General features: G+C 62.0%; 4 protein-coding genes and 8 pseudogenes. 10 read left to right on the top strand and 2 right to left on the bottom strand.

The genetic code is table 11. The features are described 5' to 3' along the window. The first annotated feature begins 84 nt into the window (after positions 1-84). Positions 85-1341 (top strand): diaminopimelate decarboxylase, encoded by a 1257-nt coding sequence (lysA, locus tag EIO60_RS09170; protein ID WP_258576602.1) that lies wholly within the window; start codon positions 85-87, stop codon positions 1339-1341. A 12-nt stretch (positions 1342-1353) separates the two neighbouring features. Then, a pseudogene (locus tag EIO60_RS09165) lies at positions 1354-1719 on the top strand (GNAT family N-acetyltransferase). On the opposite strand, the gene galR reads toward EIO60_RS09165, so the two are convergent. Beyond that, positions 1688-2704, bottom strand: a complete 1017-nt coding sequence (gene galR, locus EIO60_RS09160; protein WP_258576601.1) for an HTH-type transcriptional regulator GalR — start codon at positions 2702-2704, stop codon at positions 1688-1690. The pseudogene EIO60_RS09165 and the gene galR sit on opposite strands and share 32 nt — an antisense overlap. 177 nt (positions 2705-2881) lie before the next feature. Between galR and EIO60_RS09155 the strand changes: the two are divergent. From EIO60_RS09155 to EIO60_RS09130, 6 genes and pseudogenes are all read left to right on the top strand, one after another. Continuing rightward, positions 2882-5010: pseudogene (locus EIO60_RS09155) on the top strand (molybdopterin-dependent oxidoreductase). A 302-nt stretch (positions 5011-5312) separates the two neighbouring features. After that, positions 5313-6825, top strand: a pseudogene (locus EIO60_RS09150) (penicillin-binding transpeptidase domain-containing protein). Positions 6826-7261: 436 nt separating this feature from the next. After that, entirely contained in the window at positions 7262-7423 is a 162-nt protein-coding gene (locus EIO60_RS09145; RefSeq protein ID WP_258576782.1) for a hypothetical protein, read from the top strand. A gap of 3 nt (positions 7424-7426) precedes the next feature. Continuing rightward, positions 7427-8723: pseudogene (locus EIO60_RS09140) on the top strand (efflux transporter outer membrane subunit). 115 nt (positions 8724-8838) lie between these two features. Next, positions 8839-10594 (top strand): annotated as a pseudogene (locus EIO60_RS09135) (AMP-binding protein). Between the two features lie 92 nt (positions 10595-10686). Beyond that, positions 10687-11239, top strand: a pseudogene (locus tag EIO60_RS09130) (MFS transporter); the annotation flags it as partial. A gap of 183 nt (positions 11240-11422) precedes the next feature. On the opposite strand, the gene barA reads toward EIO60_RS09130, so the two are convergent. Beyond that, on the bottom strand, positions 11423-14152 hold the full coding sequence (gene barA, locus EIO60_RS09125; RefSeq protein WP_258576600.1) for a two-component sensor histidine kinase BarA: 2730 nt from the start codon (positions 14150-14152) through the stop codon (positions 11423-11425). A 96-nt stretch (positions 14153-14248) separates the two neighbouring features. Here barA and rlmD point away from each other — a divergent pair. Beyond that, positions 14249-15458: pseudogene (gene rlmD / locus EIO60_RS09120) on the top strand (23S rRNA (uracil(1939)-C(5))-methyltransferase RlmD). 33 nt (positions 15459-15491) lie between these two features. After that, positions 15492-17749, top strand: a pseudogene (relA, locus tag EIO60_RS09115) (GTP diphosphokinase). The last annotated feature ends 6 nt before the right edge of the window (positions 17750-17755 follow it).

The raw sequence follows: 17755 nt of genomic DNA, 5'->3' as shown, positions 1-17755 counted from the left end.
CATTTTGCATAGATGCTATTAAAACAGATATTTTTCAGCATGACATGCTTCTGGCCTAATGGGGGAAACCATAGGAGAATTGCTATGCCACGTCCGTTAACCGACACGACCACCGCGCTCAACGCCGCGCAGCTGCTGCCGTTGGCGCAGTGCTACACCGGCCCGTTCTGGGCCTACGACGCCGCGATTATTGAGCATCGCATTGCCCAGCTGCACGCCTTCGACGTGGTGCGCTTCGCGCAGAAAGCCTGCTCCAATATCCATATTCTGCGCCTAATGCGCGCGGCGGGGGTCGAGGTCGATTCGGTCTCGCTGGGAGAGATTGAGCGCGCGCTGGCGGCGGGCTATCAGCCGGGCGGCGACGATATTGTCTTTACCGCCGACGTGTTTGACCGCCCGACGCTGGCGCGCGTCGCCGAATTGAAGGTGCCGGTCAACGCTGGCTCGGTGGATATGCTGCACCAGCTCGGCGAGGCGTCGCCTGGCCATGAGGTATGGCTGCGCATCAACCCCGGTTTTGGCCACGGCCACAGCCAGAAAACCAACACCGGCGGCGAAAACAGCAAGCACGGCATCTGGCACAGCGATCTGCCGCTGGCGCTGGCGGCGATTGAACAGCACGGCCTGCGCCTGGTAGGGCTGCATATGCATATCGGTTCCGGCGTCGACTACGGGCACCTGCAGCAGGTATGCGACGCCATGGTGGGTCAGGTCATCGGCCTCGGCCATGACCTGAAGGCGATCTCGGCGGGCGGCGGCCTCGCCATTCCCTACCGCTTCGGCGAAGAGGCGATCGACACCGCGTACTATTTCGGCCTGTGGGACGCGGCGCGTCAGCGCATCGCCGCCCATCTTGGCCATCCGGTCAAGCTGGAGATTGAGCCAGGCCGTTTCCTGGTGGCCGAATCGGGCGTGCTAGTGTCGCAGGTGCGCGCGGTGAAGGCGATGGGCAGCCGCCACTTCGTGCTGGTGGACGCGGGCTTCAGCGACCTGATGCGCCCCTCGATGTACGGCAGCTACCACCATATTTCGCTGCTGGCGGGCGACGGTCGCGCGATCGACGAAGAGTCGACCCTCGACTCCGTGGTTGCCGGACCGCTGTGCGAATCGGGCGACGTCTTTACCCAGCTGGAGGGCGGCAAGGTCGAGACGCGCGCGCTGCCGGCGGCGCAGGTGGGCGACTATCTGGTGTTTCACGACACCGGCGCCTATGGCTCTTCAATGTCCTCTAACTACAACAGCCGTCCGCTGATCCCTGAGGTGCTGTTCGAGCAGGGCAAGCCGCGCGAAATCCGCCGCGCGCAGACCATTCAGGAACTGCTGGCGCTGGAGCTGGGCTAAGGTGGGCCATCGGTGAACATCCTCTCTTTGCGCGACGCGCCGCAGCACGCCGACAGGGTAACCGACTGGCTGTAGCGCGCCTTTGACGCCGACAACGATCGCGCCTTTATGGCCAGCGTGGTGGAAAGCTTGTTACGCGGGGCAGAGTTTCCTGTGACCTTCGTCGCCGTCGACGACGCGGGCAGGGCGCTGCAGCAGCATGTAATCGACTATGCGCGGCAGCGCGGCCACCACCACCTGTGGCTCTGGTCCACCTTCGGCGACTATTACGAGCGCCGCGGCTGGACGCCGGCGGGCGAGGCGCTGGACTATCCCCCTCCCCCGAACCCCCGAAGCCGGTCAGGCTCTACCGGCGTGAGCTTGAGCCCGGCCCGCTGACCGAATGGCGTCGCACCAGGGTTGGGCTGAACATATTGGTCACCTCTGGCAGCGTCTGCGTGTGGGCCAGCGCCAGCGCCAGCTCCGCCGCCTGCTGCGCCATGGTGACGATGGGGTAGCGCACCGTGGTCAGCCTTGGCCGCACGTAGCGCGACACCAGCACGTCATCAAAGCCGATCAGCGACATCTCCTCCGGCACGCGTACCCCGTTGTCGCTCAGCACCGCCAGCACGCCGGCGGCCATCGAATCATTATAGCAGGCGACGGCGCTTAAGTGGCGACCGCGCTCCAGCAGCTCCGTCATCGCCTGTTCGCCGCCGGTTTCATCCGGCTCGCCGAGCGCCACCAGCCGATCGTTGCAGGGCAGGCCGTGCTCTTTCAGCGCGTCGTAGTAGCCCTGCAGGCGATCCTCGGAGTCGGAAATCGGATGTGTCGAGCAGATAAAGGCGATTTTCTGGTGGCCCTGCTGGATCAGATGCCGCGTCGCCAGCCAGGTGCCGTAGCGGTCGTCGAGCGCGATGCAGCGCTGTTCGAAGCCCATCAGCAGCCTGTTAAGCAGCACCATGCCCGGCACCTGCTTCATCAGCAGCTCCAGTTCGGCGTCGGGAATTTTCTTCGCATGCACCACCAGCGCAGCGCAGCGGTGGCGCATCAGCTGCTCGATGGCCTGCCGCTCTTTTTGCTCATTATGGTAACCGTTACCAATCAGCAAAAAGTTGCCGGTTTGTCCGGCAACTTCATCCACCGCTTTGACCATGGCGCCAAAAAAAGGATCGGAAACGTCGCCGACCACCAGCCCTAACGTTTCTGTCGATTGCTGCGCCAGCGCGCGCGCGTTGGCGTTGGGATGGTACTGCAGCTCTTCCATCGCTTGGCTGACCGCCTGACGCGAGCTTTCGCTGGCCTTGGGAGAGTTATTTATTACGCGGGAAACCGTCGCGACGGAAACACCCGCCAACCGGGCAACATCCTTAATCGTAGCCATGCGTCGACCTGTCCTGGGGAAAACGTTTACACATATCAGCAGTGTTACGGAAAAGGCGGCCTGTATCAAGACAACAGAATGTCTGCGCCGTCGCAAAAAGGGGCAAAACAACGGGCTTAACCTGATAAAGGACGGCGTGTTATCCTGCGCGTTTTCCTCTCTGCCGTGTAAAAAACCATGGAAAAGCGAGTGCCACATCTGGCGTACTGGGGCGCCTTCACCGCCGTGACTGAAAACGATCGCCTGGTGGGCTGCGAACCCTTTTTCGCCGACGCCGATTCGTTGCCGATGCTCAATACTATTCCGGAGCTGGTTTACTCCGACAAGCGCATTCGTCAGCCGATGGTGCGCCGCTCCTGGCTGAAGTCGCGGGAGAAGAGCGACCGCACGCTACGCGGTCGGGAATATTTTGTCGCCGTCGACTGGGAGAAGGCGCTGGATCTGGTGGCGGAGGAGAACCGCCGCATTCGCGAACGCTACGGCGCCTCGGGTATTTTCAACGGTTCTTACGGCTGGTCGTCGGCGGGCCGTGTTCACCACGCGTGCACCCTGGTGCGTCGCTTCTATTTCCAGGGCGGCGGCGTCGTCGACCAGCAGGGCAGCGACAGCTGGAGCGCGGCGCAGTTCTTTCTGCCCTACGTGATCAGCACCTATATGCCGCTGACCGGCGGTGTCACCGACTGGCCGCAGGTGGTGGAGCATGCGGAGATCTTCATTGCCTTTGGCGGGCTGGTGCTGAAAAACGTCTAGGTGGGGTCGGGCGGCGCGGGCCAGCACAGCCTGAAGCCGGCGCAGGAGCAGCTGGCGGCCAAAGGCACGCCGGTGATCAATATCAGCCCGATGCGCGACGACTGCCCGGCGTTCGTCAATGCCGACTGGATCCCGATCCGCTCCAACACCGACGTGGCGCTGATGCTGGCGCTCGGCTACGAGATTGCTCAGCGCAACGCGTTGGACGAGGCATTTCTGGCCAGCCACTGCACCGGCTGGCCGCAGCTGCTACCTGCTGGGCGAAAGCGACGGCGTCGCCAAAACCGCCGGCTGGGCGAGCCGTATCACCGGCATTTCGCCCGAGCACATCATTCAGCTGGCCGAACAGCTGATCGGCAAGCGCAGCTTTATTACCTGCTCCTACTCGGTGCAGCGCGCCCATCGCGGCGAGCAGCCCTACTGGATGATGATTGCGCTCTCGGCGATGCTCGGCCAGCCGGGGCTGCCGGGCCCGGGCTTCTCGTTCGGCCACGGCTCGATGGACAGCGTCGGCAACCCGCGTCAGGACGGTCCGGCACCACTGATGAACGCCGGCCCCAATCCCGCCAACCTGTCGATTCCGGTGGCGCGCATCAGCGATATGCTGCTCAATCCCGGCCAGCCCCACCCCTTCTCAGGGGAGATGCTGACCTATCCCGATATTTATCTGGTGCACTGGGCGGGCGGCAATCCTTTCCACTACCATCAGCAGCTGAACCGGTTGGTCGAGGGCTGGCAGAAGCCCGACACCGTGGTGGTGCAGGATATTGTCTGGACGCAGATGGCGGATATCGTGCTGCCCGCCACCACCACGCTGGAGCGCAACGATATCGGCGGCTCCTCGCGCGACCGTTTTGTGCTGGCGATGCATCAGGCGGTGCAGCCGCAGCACCAGGCGCGCAACGACTTCGATATCTTCGCCGATCTGGCGGAGCGGCTCGGCTATCGCGAGAGGTTCACCGAAGGGCGCAGCAAGCGCCAGTGGATCGAGCACCTTTACCAGCAGGGCACGGTGGCGCACGCGCGCCAGGGCATCAACTTCCCGGAGTTTGCCGAGTTCTGGTCGCGCGGCTTCGTCGAGATCCCTGAGGGCGGCAAGCCCTACATCTTTATGGAGGATTTTCGCGCCAATCCTGCGCGTCATCCCATCCAGACCGCCAGCGGCAAGATCGAGCTGTTCAGCCAGACCATCGCCGACTACGGGCTGGAGGACTTCGCCGGCCATCCCGAATAGCGCGAGCAGCAGGAGTGGCTGGGCGCGATGCTGAGCGAGCAGTTCCCGCTGCATATGATCTCTATCCAGCCGATCGGCTGCACAGCCAGCTGGACGCCACGCCGACGGTGCAGGGCAACAAAACCGCCGGTCATGAAACCCTCTATATGCATCCGCAGGACGCGGCGGCGCGCGGCTCACCGACGGGCTGACGCCGGGCGTGGTGATCGTCGCCACCGGCGCCTGGTTCGCTCCCAGCTTCGGCACGGAGTGGCAGCCTTGCGATCGCGCCGGCAACCCCAACGTGCTGACGCTGGATATCGGCACCTCGTCGCTGACGTAGGGGCCAAACGCCATGAGCTGCCTGGTGGACATCAAAAAACATGCGGTTTGCAAAAAACGCTAATAAACACATGGCTGGTTACATTTTGCAGGACACTGTTGCGTTTGAGTTATGGCAACCTGTCTCGCGGCCTTTCTACAGTCAGGATCTAAGAAGTATTGGTGGGTGAACATCAAAAGGCATTTCTTGATTACATTGACCTGCGCAGATGCGCAGGTTTCTTTGCCTGTTGAGCCGATTATGAGCTGATACACAGTTTTCCTGTAAACGGCGTAACGCTTTCTTTATAACTGCTCGCGTGGATGTCTCTTTTCATTTTCTTTGCAGCGGATTGCTATGCCCGGAGCAAAAAACTACTGGGAAAAGACCAGATCAAAGCGCCTTTTAACCCGTTTCGTTTTCGCCTGATCTGCCTTGGCGTACTGACCTGTATGGTGGTGTACTGGCGCGCATCGCCGACTTGCAGTTTCTGAATCAGCCGATGCTGAAGCACAAGGCGGATCAGCGCTCGCTGCGCACCGTGACGCTGCTGACCAACCGCGGCACCCTGCTGGATCGCAACGGTGAAGCGCTGGCGCTCTAGGTGCCGTCACGCGACGTGATCGCCGATCCGCTGCGCGTGCTGGAGGCGAACCCTGACTTCCTCAGCGCCAAGTGGGCCTATCTGGCCTCGCAGATCACCGCCAATCCCAAACGCCGCTTCCTCTATCTCGGACCTCGGACGCAAAATTGAGCTAGGCATCGCCAAAGATATCGCCGAGCTGCACCTGAAGGGCATCAGCGAAGTCTACGACGACAGCCGCTTCTATCCGATGAGCGAGGCGGCCGCGCCGCTGATCGGCATCGTCGGGCCGACAACAACGGCCTGAACGGGCTGGAAAAGGGCTATGACAAGCTGCTGCAGGGCGTGCCGGGCAAAGAGGTCTACCGCCAAGACGCCGCCGGCCACATTATTTCCATGCTGAGCTATACGCCGCCAACGGTGCAGCTCAGCATCGACAAGTTCGATCAGTACACCCTCTACAGCAAGCTGCGCGACGGCGTGCTGCTGAACAAAGCGGACTCGGGCGCTGCGGTGCTGGTGAAGATCGACACCGGCGAAATCCTCGGCATGGCCTCCTCTCCTTCGTTCACCCCCAACAACTACGATGGTGCGACCCCGATGCAGATGCGCAATGCGGCGATCAACGATAGCTACGAGCTTGGCTCGACGGTGAAGCCGCTGTGGTGGTGATGGAGGGGCTGGAGCGCCATCTGGTGCGGCCCGACTCGGTGATCGACACCACGCCCTACCGGGTGAACGGCCACCTGATCCGCGACGTCGGCCACTTTCCGGCGCATCGCCAGCGCTGGGCGGATATCGAGCGCGCCACCTTCTCCTTCGGCTACGGCCTGCGCGTCACGCCGCTACAGATCGCACGCGAGTACGCCACGCTCGGCTCGTTTGGCGTCTACAGTCCGCTGTCGATTACCCGCGTCACGCCGCCGGTGCTGGGCAAGCAGGTGGCGAACCTGGAAACGTTGAAAGAGGTGGTGCATATGCTGGAGAGCGACGTGCTGCCTGGCGGCACCGGCATCAAGGCGGCGGTGCCAGGCTACCGTCTGGCGACCAAAACCGGTACGGCGGAAAAGATGGGCGACAGCGGCAAGTATGACGGCGGTTATATCAACTATACCGCGGGCGTCGCGTCCGCTAGCCATCCAGAGGTGGCGCTGGTGGTGGCGCCGATCTTCGACAACATCATGAGGCCGGTGCTGAAGCACATGAATATCGCGCCAGACGCCATTTACAGCAAGTTTTCGGATAAATCATAATAAAATCATATTGTAACCGGGTGTGGAACATATTCATACCTGTTTCATTTCCCCGAATTCCGTTGCGTTTTTGCGCTGTTTCATCCCCTCTCAGGGTGCGAGGATAAGCGTCCCAGAGGTATTGATAGGTGCGAGGACGCGCTGCTCTAGGCAGCGAGATCCGCAAGGATATCCACCCTGTTCATTGCACCAACCCATGCGGGTGCGTGGTTTTTTTTTGCCTGTTGGTTACCTTTCCGCAATCTGCTCACACCTCTTAACCCGCCCTTTACGCGTTGCCGCGAACAAAAAAATAGCCAGTGCGGTAACGTAGTCGCAACGAGCCGTTGTCCCGCATTCCATGACGGATCGCCAGGCTTTTGCGGCGTGGGTAGCGTCGCAAAAGGCGCTTCACCGTTCACGGAGGACGCTGTGCCTAAAACCAAATTACCCTGGCGTGCCTGATGCGCTTCCGTCCCATTTTGATGACCACGCTGGCGGCCTGGCGCTGAGCCAGCTGCTGACCCTATTTACCAGGCCGGTGGTCTATCTCTGGCTTGATCGCCTGAATCGCGCCACCCAACGTCAGTGGCGCCGTTTGCGCCAAGCGGAATCCTGATCGATGAAAAAGCTTTCTCTCGCGTTACTTCTGCTACTTGGCGGCTGCGCCGTCGGTCCCGACTACCAGCGTTCCGCTGCACTATAAAGAGGCCAAAGGCTGGCAGCGCGCCGTGCCGCAGGATGGGCAAGACAAGGGCGAATGGTAGGCGGTCACCACGACGCCACCCTGAGCAGCCTGCTGCGGCAGGTCAGCATCTCCAACCAGAACGTCGCCAGCTACGCCGCGCAGTACCGCGAAGCGCAGGCGCTGGCCGCCCAGTCGCGCGCCGCGCTCTTTCCCACGCTCGGTTATGACGTCAGCGGCACCCGTTCCGCTACGACCGGCGCGCGCAGCACCACCGACAGCAACTCGGCGCAGCTGAGCGCCAGCTGGAAGCTGGATCTGTGGGGCAAGCTGCGCCGCATCGAAAGAGGAGAAAGCCGCCAGCGCCGAGGCGAGCGCGGCCGAGCTGGCGAACGTCACGCTCAGCGCCCAGTCGGAGCTGGCGCAGGACTACTTTCAGCTGCGCATCATGGACCAGAAGATCGCGCTCTATCAGCAGAGCGTGGACGCCTATGCGCGCTACCTGAAGGTGATCGAGAACAAATACCAGGCCGGCAGCGAGTCACGTGCCACCCTGGCGCAGGCGCAGGCGCAGCTGGAGAGCAGCCCCGCCTCTGCGCTTGACTACCAGTGGCAGCGCGCCCAGCTGGAGCAAGCCATCGCGCTGCTGGTGGGCAAAACGCCTGCGGAATTCAGCCTGCCGGCGGCGACGCTGCCGTCGCAGCTACTGCAGCGCCGCCCAGACGTTGCCTACGCCGAGCACAACGCTACTATCTCGTCTGACCCTGAGCGCCAGCGGCGGCACCAGCGCTCGGCGCTGCATAATCTCTTTTCGCTGCCCTATCGAGTCTAGTCGCTCGGCCCCGATCTGAGCGGCACGCTGCTCGACTTCGGCGCCACCTCGGCGAAGGTGGATCAGGCGTGCGTCGCGTATGACGCCAGCGTCGCCAGCTATCGCCTGGTGGTGCTGACGACGATGCAGGAGGTTGAGGAGAATCTGGTGGAGCTCAACACGCTGACGGACGAGCTGGCGGCGCAGCAGCGCGCCACCGATGCCGCGCTCGAGTCGGCGCGTGTGACGCGCAACCAGTATGAGGCGGGTATGATCGACTACCTCGACGTCGCCACCACCGAAACCAGCAGCCTGAGCGCGCAGCAGAGCCTGCTGACGCTGCAAAGCACGCAGTGGGTCATCATCGTGGCGCTAATCGCCGCGCTGGGCGGCGGCTGGGACGCGGCCTCGCTTTCGCGCTAACGCTGGCAGGGCGTCTTCGGCGTCCCGCTTAGTCGACTTTTCTTTTCCCCGCGCTTGCAGATCCTCTTACAATCCGTCATCGTTATCGATCCCCTTGTATTGCTAAGGAGCTGGCATGTTATTTACTTTTTTACGTCTGGTCTGCCGCCTGCTATGGCGCGGCAGCGCTGCACAAGGACAACGTGCTGATCGCGCCGAACCATATGTCTTTCCTCGACGGCGTGCTGCTGGCACTGTTTTTGCCGATCGGGCTGGTGTTCGCGGTCTATTCCGCCATCAGCGCACGTTGGTATATGCGCATGCTGAAGCCGCTGATCGACTTCGTGACGCTCGATCCGGCGCGCCCGATTTCGATCAAGCAGCTGGTGCGGCTGATCAACAGCGGCCGGTGGTGATCTTTCCGTAAGGGCGCATCACGGTCACCGGCTCGCTGATGAAGATTTACAGCGGTGCCGGCTTCGTCGCCGCTAAATCGCAGGCCAACGTGGTGCCGATGCGCATCGAAGGCGCGGAGTTTACCCCCTTTGGCCGCCTGTCGGGCGTCTTTAAGCGCCGCCTGTTTCCGTGTATTACCCTGACTATCCTGCCCACTACGCGCATTCCGATGCCGGAGGCGAAACGCACGCGCGACCGGCGCCAGCTGGCGGGCGAGCACCTGCACCATATTATGATGGCGGCGCGCATGGCGGTACGCCCGCGCTACGGCGCCTTCATGAAAAAGGCGCTTGGCGTCGGGCGCATTCTTGAGCGCCACAGCCAGCCGCGCGAACGAAAACGAAGTAGTGGGCCTGCTGCTGCCCAACGCGACGGTGACCGAGGCGGCGATGGTGCTCTTTACCTCTGGTTCAGAGGGCAACCCGAAAGGGGTGGTGCACTCGCATAAAAGCCTGCTGGCCAACGTCGAGCAGATCCGCACCGTGGAGAACTTCACCCCGCGCGACAAATTTATGTCGGCGATGCCGCTGTTTCACACCTTCGGCCTGACTGTGGGGCTGTTTACGCCGATGATTACCGGCGCGCAGCTGTTTCTCTATCCCAGCCCGCTACACTACCGCATCGTGCCGGAGTTGGTCTACGACCGTAACTGCACCGTGCTGTTCGGCTCCTCGACCTTCCTCGGCAACTACGCGCGCTTCGCCGTGCCTTATGACTTCGCCCGCGTGCGCTACATGGTGGCGGGAGCGGAAAAACTGCAGGAGGCGACGCGCCAGCTCTATATGGAGAAGTACGGCATGCGCATTCTGGAGGGCTACGGCGTCACCGAATGTGCACCGGTGGTGGCGATCAACGTGCCGATGGCGGCGAAATCGCACACCGTGGGCCGTATTCTGCCAGGCATAGATTCGCGTCTGATCTCGGTCGAGGGCATCGAGCAGGGCGGACGGCTGCAGCTGCACGGGCCGAACATCATGAACAGCTATCTGCGCGTCGAGAACCCCGGCGTGCTAGAAGCACCTGCCGCCGACAACGGCGAAGGGCAGATGGAGGCGGGCTGGTATGACACCGGCGATATCGCCAGCTTCGACGAAGGCGGCTTCTGCCAGATTCAGGGACGCGCCAAACGCTTCGCCAAGATCGCCGGCGAGATGGTGTCGCTGGAGAGCGTTGAGCAGATCGCCCTGAAGGCGTCGCCGGAGAAAAAGCACGCGGCGTCGCTGCGCACCGACGGCAACTGCGGCGAAGCGCTGGTGCTCTTCAGCACCGACCGCGAGCTGAAGCGTGACGCGCTGCAAAAGGCGGCACGCGCGCTGGGGGCGCCGGAGCTGGCGGTGCCGCGCGATATTCGCGTGCTTGAGCAACTGCCGATGCTGGGCAGCGGCAAACCGGGCTACGTCAGCCTGAAAAAACGGGGCGAAGAGGAGCAGGCATAAAACACCCTGATAGCCAGACGCTGTCGCTGACGTCGCGCGGCATGCCGGCGGTGATGTGCACGTAGTTTTTTCCCGCCTTCGGCGATAACGCGCTGCTGAAAAGCGAGCTCTATCCCGACGGGAGCCTGCCGGTGATGCAGATGCTGTTCATCGCCGCCTATATTCTGCTGGCGCCCTTTGTCGGGTAGATAGTGGACCGCTTCGCCAAAGGACGGGTGATAATGTTCGCCAACAGCCTGAAGCTGCTGGGGGTGCTGCTGATCGTTTTCGGCTTCAACCCCTTTGTCGGCTATACGCTGGTAGGCATCGGCGTGGCGGCCTATTCGCCCGCCAAGTACGGCATTCTCACCGAGCTGACCGCCGGTGACAAGCTGGTGAAGGCCAACGGCATGGTGGAAAGCTCCACCATTGCCGCGATTCTGCTCGGCTCGGTGTCGGGCGGCGTGCTCGCCGACTGGAGCCTGACGGCGGCGCTGGTGGCGTGCGCGCTGACCTATGCGGTGGCGGCTAACCTGTTTATCCCTACGCTGGCGGCGTCGCGTCGGTGCCATGCTGCGCCGCTTTTTCAGCGCCTGCAGCCAGCTATGGCATAACGCGGAAACGCGCTTCTCCCTTCTCGGCACCAGCCTGTTCTGGGGCGCGGGCGCGCCCGCGGTGGGCATCGGCTTCGGCGCGCTGTTCGTGCTGGCGATCGCGGTGCTGTGGGTATGGCGGCCGAAAGCCGCTGCGCGTTAAAGCAGGGGGGGTTGATGCGCGCATAAACCGGGCGCGTCCGCTATTCAGTTGCGCCCGACCAGCCGAGCCGCGTTAGCCTGTCGCCGCGCTGCTTTAGCTTTCGTCCAGCAACCGCAGTGCCTCGCGCGCCACGTTCTCCATCTCATCCTGCAGCTCCAGCAGCTCCGGCTCCAGATCTCTGATATCGCTGCTCTGCCGCAGGTTTTTCTCCAGTTGGCGGCAGAGCTGCTTCATGCGCGGCACGCCGCTGTAGCTGGCGCTGCCGTGCAGCTTGTGAATAATCTCGCGTAATCCCTGCACGTCATTCGCCGCCATACTGCTCGCCAGCTTGTCATGCACCTCCGGCAGGAAATCGAGCAGCATGCGCAGCATATCGCGCGCCAGATCGGGCTTTTTGGCCGCCTGGCGCAGCGCCAGCGACCAGTCGAGCGACGGCGAAACCGTCGGCACTGGCGCCGCGACCAGCGGCAGCGCCGGGCTGTAACGCGCTAGCAGCTGGCTGAGCTTGCTTTCGTCGATCGGCTTTGCCAGATAGTCGTTCATGCCCGCTTTGATCAGCTGCTCGCGCTCGCCGTCGATGGCGTGCGCCGTCACCGCCACGATCGGCGTGCTGGCGTGCAGCGGCAGGCCGCGAATGATTTCGCTGGCGCGAATGCCGTCGATCTCTGGCATCTGAATATCCATCAGGATAATGTCTAGCGGCTCCTCGCGCGCGGCGGCGATCGCCTGCTCGGCGTTATTGCACAGCAGAATATGTTCGACCTGTTCTTCGAGCAGCGCGCCGATCATCTTGAGATTGGCCGGGTTGTCATCTACCGCCATCACCCGCAGCGGCAGGCGCGCGCCGTTGGGCAGGTCGCTATGCTGGCGGGTATGCAGTTCCTCCAGCATCGGCATCAGGCGCGTGGTCGATACCGGTTTGGTGAGGCAGCCGTGGATGCCGCGCGCCCTCAGCTGATCGGCCTGCAGCATCACGCCGCTCGGCAGGGCGAGCAGCACGCAGTTGGCGCGGCCGAGCAGGGCGCTGATAAAGCGGTCGTCCAGCAACTCATGACGGTTGATATCGACGGGCAGGCCCACCAGCAGCAGCGGGTAGTGCGCTTCGTTCAGCCCCGCCAGCGTCTCGCTGTACTCCACCTGCAGCGGCGTGACGCGCAGCATCTTCAGCACCGCGTCAGCGGAGGCGGCGTGCGCCTCGATGTAGGCCATGCGCGAGTGGGAGAGCGCGTCCAGCGCACGCGGCAGCGTCGGCGCGTTGGGGTTAAGATCGAGCTGTATCCGCACCCAGAAGGTCGAGCCTCCGTTAAGATGACTGTGGAAGGTGATTTCTCCGCCCATTTCGCTCACCAGCTTTTGGGTGATCAATAGGCCGAGGCCGGTGCCGCCGTGGCGGCGCGAAATGCTGGTGTCCGCCTGGCGAAACGCCTGAAACAGCTGCGACTGCTGATGCTCGGAGATGCCGATGCCGGTGTCGTGTACCTGGATCGCCAGCTCGACGCGCGTGGCGCTGACGGCGCGCTGTTCGACACGCAGATCGATGGTGCCGCGCTCGGTGAACTTGATAGCGTTTCCCAGCAGGTTAATCAAAATTTGCTGCAGGCGCAGTGGATCGCCGATGACGTTATCCGGCACGTTGCAGTCGCACAGCGCTGTCAGCTCCAGCCCTTTGTCGTGGGCCGAGGGCGCCAGCAGCACAATGGTCTCATCCAGCGTGGCGCGCAGCGGGAAGGGGATCGACTCCAGCACCAGCTTGCCCGCCTCCAGCTTGGATAAGTCGAGCACGTCATTGATGATGCTGAGTAAATTATTGGCCGAGCGCTCAATGGTGTGCATATAGTCGCGCTGCGTGGTGCTGAGCGGGGTTTTCAGCATCTGGCGGGTAAAGCCGATTACGCCGTTGAGCGGGGTGCGCAGCTCGTGCGACATGTTGGCGAGGAATTCCGATTTGATGCGCGCCGCCTCCTGGGCGCGCTTTTTCGCCAGATCCAGCTCGACGTTCTGGATCTCCAGCTGCTCCAGCGTCTCGCGCAGATCCCAGGTCGCCTGGTCGATATTGTGCTGCATCTCTTCGTGGTAGGCGGTCAGCGACATCGCCATGGCGTTGATGCCGTTTTTCAGCATGCTCAGCTCGCCGAGCATATAGCCCTCGACGCGGCTGTCGAGCTGGCCGCGGCGGATGCGATCCACCGTGGAGACCATGTTGCGGATCGGGCCGGTGACGTCGCGCATCAGGCGATAGGCGAACAGCATGGCGATGCAGAGGCAGAACAGCAGCATCAGGGTGGCGACGAATACCTCTTTATACTGCTGCAGGCGCACCGACTGCAGGTCCAGCTCTATCGCCACATAGCCCAGCGGATTGCCTGCCGGCTTGGCCACTGCGCCAGGCAGCTCGTCCAGCGCATAGCGCTCCGAGGTGATGGGCGTGCGCAGGATTAGCCGCGCGCTGTGCCGCTCCATAGAGATGGCGTCAGGCAGCGCGCGGATATCCTCTTGCTGCAGCAGGCTCAGGTTCTGGTTGTTATTCGAGGTGGCGTAGAGGTGGTTCTGGTTGTCGAAGATGGAAATCGCACGGACAATATCGGAGTGGCGGCGATGCAGCAGGCTCACCAGTTCGTGGATCGCGTCGTGGTCGTGCCAGGCCATGCTGTATTCGCTGGAGACCGCCAGCGACTCGATGATATTCGCGCCGGCGTCCGCCACTTGGCGCTGCAGTTCGTTGTAGCGGTGCACCACGAAAAATGAGCTGAGCAGCAGGCCGATCATCAGCGTCGGCGCCAGTATTAAAATCATCATTCGCGCCCGCAGGCTGTATTTCGTCATAATAGTTGTCGGCTTTTGCAAGCCTGTCATCCCTGTGCCGCGACCGATGGCGCGCGAACGCTGAATTTTTATTGAGAATTGAGAATGTAGAACACTATGGCGCAATTTTACTCTGCAAAACAGCGCGTGACGACCCGGCAACGCATTACCGTCACCGTAGAAGAGCTGGATCCCTTCGGCTAGGGCGTGGCGCGACATCAGGGCAAAACCCTGTTTATCAGCGGCGCGCTGCCCGGCGAGCAGGCGGAGGTCACGCTGGTGGAGGAGAATCGCCAGTTTGCGCGCGGCAAGGCGACGTGGCTGTTGACCCTCAGCCCCGATCGCGTCACGCTGCACTGCCCGCACTTTGGCCGCTGCGGCGGCTGTCAGCAGCAGCACGCCGCCGAGCCGCTGCAGCAGCGCAGCAAAGCGGCGGTGTTGTCACGCATGCTGAGCCAGGCGGCGCAGCGCACCGTGGCGGTCGACGAGGTGATCGCCGGGCCGGAATGGGGCTACCGGCGTCGCGCGCGGCTCGGCCTGCAGTGGCAGCCAAAAACGCGCCAGCTGCAGATGGGCTTTCGCCAGGCGGCGAGCCGGCTGGGACATCATGTAGAGCTGGTGCTGGCGCGGCCCGCTGATGGTGCTGCGCCATCTTGATGCGCTGCACGCCGAGAATCGGGCAAAACTGGAACGCTTTTCGCATGAGCAGGGCCTGATGCTGTTTCTCGGCGGCGGCGGCGAGGCGTTGGAAAAGGTGCGCGGCGACGAACCCTTTACCACTCGGGCGACGTGAAGCTAACCTTTAGCCAGCCCGCAGGATTTTATTCAGGTCAAGGATGCGGTCAATCAGCAGGTGGTGGCGCAGGCGTTCGCCTGGCTCGATCTGCGGCCCGAAGATCGCCTTCTCGATCTTTTCTGCGGCATGGGAAACTTTACGATCCCTGTAGGAAAATTCGTACAAAGTGTGGTTGGTGTGGAGGGCGTTGCAGCATTAGTGCGGCAGGCAGCGTATAATGCGTAACTGAATAATCTTAAAAATGTCCGCTTCTTCTAGCACAACCTGGAGGAAGATGTATCGCGCCAGCCGTGGCAGGGGTTTAACAAGATCCGGTGCGCGCCGGGGCGCGCCGGGGCGACAGGCGTGATGGGGCATGTGGTTAAACTTGCGCCTGAGCGTGTGGTCTATGTTTCATGTAACACCACAACGCTTGCTCGCGACAGCCAGACATTGCTGTCGGCGGGCTACCATCTGGAAAGGGTCGCGATGCTGGATATGTTCCCTCATACCCATAATCTCGAATCCGTGGTGTTGTTCAGCAAAACATAAGCGGCAAACGATGCCGCTGTGGCAGGAGAGGATATGGTTGCGGTCAGAAGCGCGCATTTAAATACGGCAGGAGAGTTTGCTCTCGGTCAGTGGATCGCCAGCCTTGGCATTGCCAACCCGCAATCATGTGAACGTCTTGCTGAAACCTGGCGCTATTGCGAAGCGCAGACGCATGATCAGTCGCTGCCGCTGTGGCGCGGCATCGAGATGGTAGCGATCCTCTACATGCTCAGCATGGACATCGAAAGCTCCTGCGCCGCGATGATCTTTCCGCTGGCCAATGCGGAAGTGGTGAGCGAAGAGGAACTGAGCAAAACCTTCGGCGACGGCATCGTCACGCTGGTGCACGGCGTGCGCGATGTGCACGTCATTCGCCAGCTGAAAGCAATTCATAACGACTCGATGGCCTCCGAGCAGGTGGACAACGTGCGCCGCATGCTGCTGGCGATGGTGGAGGATTTCCGCTACGTGGTGCTGAAGCTGGCGGAGCGCATCATGAACCTGTGCGAAATGAAGGACGCGCCGGAAGATGAGCGCGTGCTGGCGGCGAAAGAGAGCACCAATATCTATGCACTCCTCGCCAACTGGCTCGGCATCGGTCAGCTGAAGTGGGAGCTGGAGGATTACTGCTTCCGCTACCTGCATCCCGACGAATACAAGCGCATCGCCAAGCTGCTGCACGAGCGTCGTATCGACCGCGAACAGTACATTGAAAATTTCGTCGATTCGCTGCGTAAAGAGATGGTGAAAGAGGGGGTACGTGCCGAGGTGTACGGCCGTCCGAAACACATCTACAGCATCTGGCGCAAGATGCAGAAAAAGTTGCTGGCGTTTGACGAGCTGTTTGACGTGCGCGCGGTGCGCATCGTCGCCGAGCGGCTACAGGACTGCTACGGCGCGCTCGGCATCGTACATACGCTCTATCGCCATCTACCGTCGGAGTTTGACGACTACGTCACCAATCCCAAGCCCAACGGCTATCAGTCAATTCATACCGTGGTGCTCGGGCCGAAGGGCAAAACGGTGGAGATTCAAATCCGTACGCGCCAGATGCACGAGGACGCCGAGCTGGGCGTCGCCGCGCACTGGAAATATAAAGAGGGCACCAGCGGCAGCGCGCGCGGCGCCTCCGGCCGTGAAGAGCGCATTGCTTGGCTGCGCAAGCTGATCGCCTGGCAAGAGGAGATGTCCGACTCCGGAGAGATGCTGGAGGAGGTACGCAGCTAGGTGTTTGACGATCGCGTCTACATCTTTACCCCAAAAGGCGATGTGGTGGATCTGCCGGCTGGCTCCACGCCGCTCAACTTCGCCTACCATATTCACAGCGATATCGGCCACTGCTGCATCGGCGGCCGCATTGTGCCCTTTACCTGTCAGCTGTAGATGGGCTGATCAGGTCGAGGTCATCACCTAGAAGCAGCCGAACCCAAGCCGCGACTGGCTAAATCCCAACCTCGGCTATATCACCACCAGCCGCGGGCGCGCCAAAATTCACAACTGGTTCCGTAAGCAGGATCGCGACAAGAATATCGCCGCGGGCTGCCAGATCCTCGACAACGAGCTGAACCAGCTCGATATCAGCCTGCGCGGGGCGGAAAAGCTGCTGCTGCCACGCTATAACATCACCTTGCTGGACGAGCTGTTGGCGGCGATCGGCGGCGGCGATATTCGCCTTAACCAGATGGTCAACTTCCTGCAGACGAAGCTCAACAAGCCGAGCGCAGAGGAGGAGGATCGCGAGGCGCTGCGCCAGCTGACGCAGAAAAGCTACACGCCTTCCGCGCGCAAAGAGAGTGGCCGCGTGGTGGTCGAGGGCGTCGGCAACCTGATGCACCATATTGCGCACTGCTGCCAGCCGATCCCGGGCGACGATATCGTCGGTTTTATTACGCAGGGGCGCGGCATTTCCATTCACCGCGCCGACTGCGACCAGCTGGCGGAGCTGATCGCCCACGCGCCAGAGCGCATCGTCGAAGCGGTATGGGGCGAGAGCTACTCCAGCGGCTACTCGCTGGTAGTGCACGTCACTGCCAACGATCGCAGCGGCCTGCTGCGCGATATCACCACTATTCTCGCCAACGAAAGGTCAATGTGCTGGGCGTCTCTAGCCGCAGCGACACGCGCAAGCAGCTGGCCGCCATCGACATGGATATCGAAATCTACAACAGCAGGTGCTGGGCCGCGTGCTGTCGCGGCTCAATCAGGTGCCTGATATCATCGACGCCCGTCGTCTTTACTGCTGTTGTGGGACGGGCGCGCGTCCGTCCCCGCTTTCTTATCCCCCGATTTAACAAGGA

It is taken from the genome of Candidatus Pantoea persica, from assembly GCF_013753875.1.
GTDB classification, from domain to species: domain Bacteria; phylum Pseudomonadota; class Gammaproteobacteria; order Enterobacterales; family Enterobacteriaceae; genus Pantoea; species Pantoea persica.
This window is presented reverse-complemented; position numbering and strand designations above follow the sequence as displayed.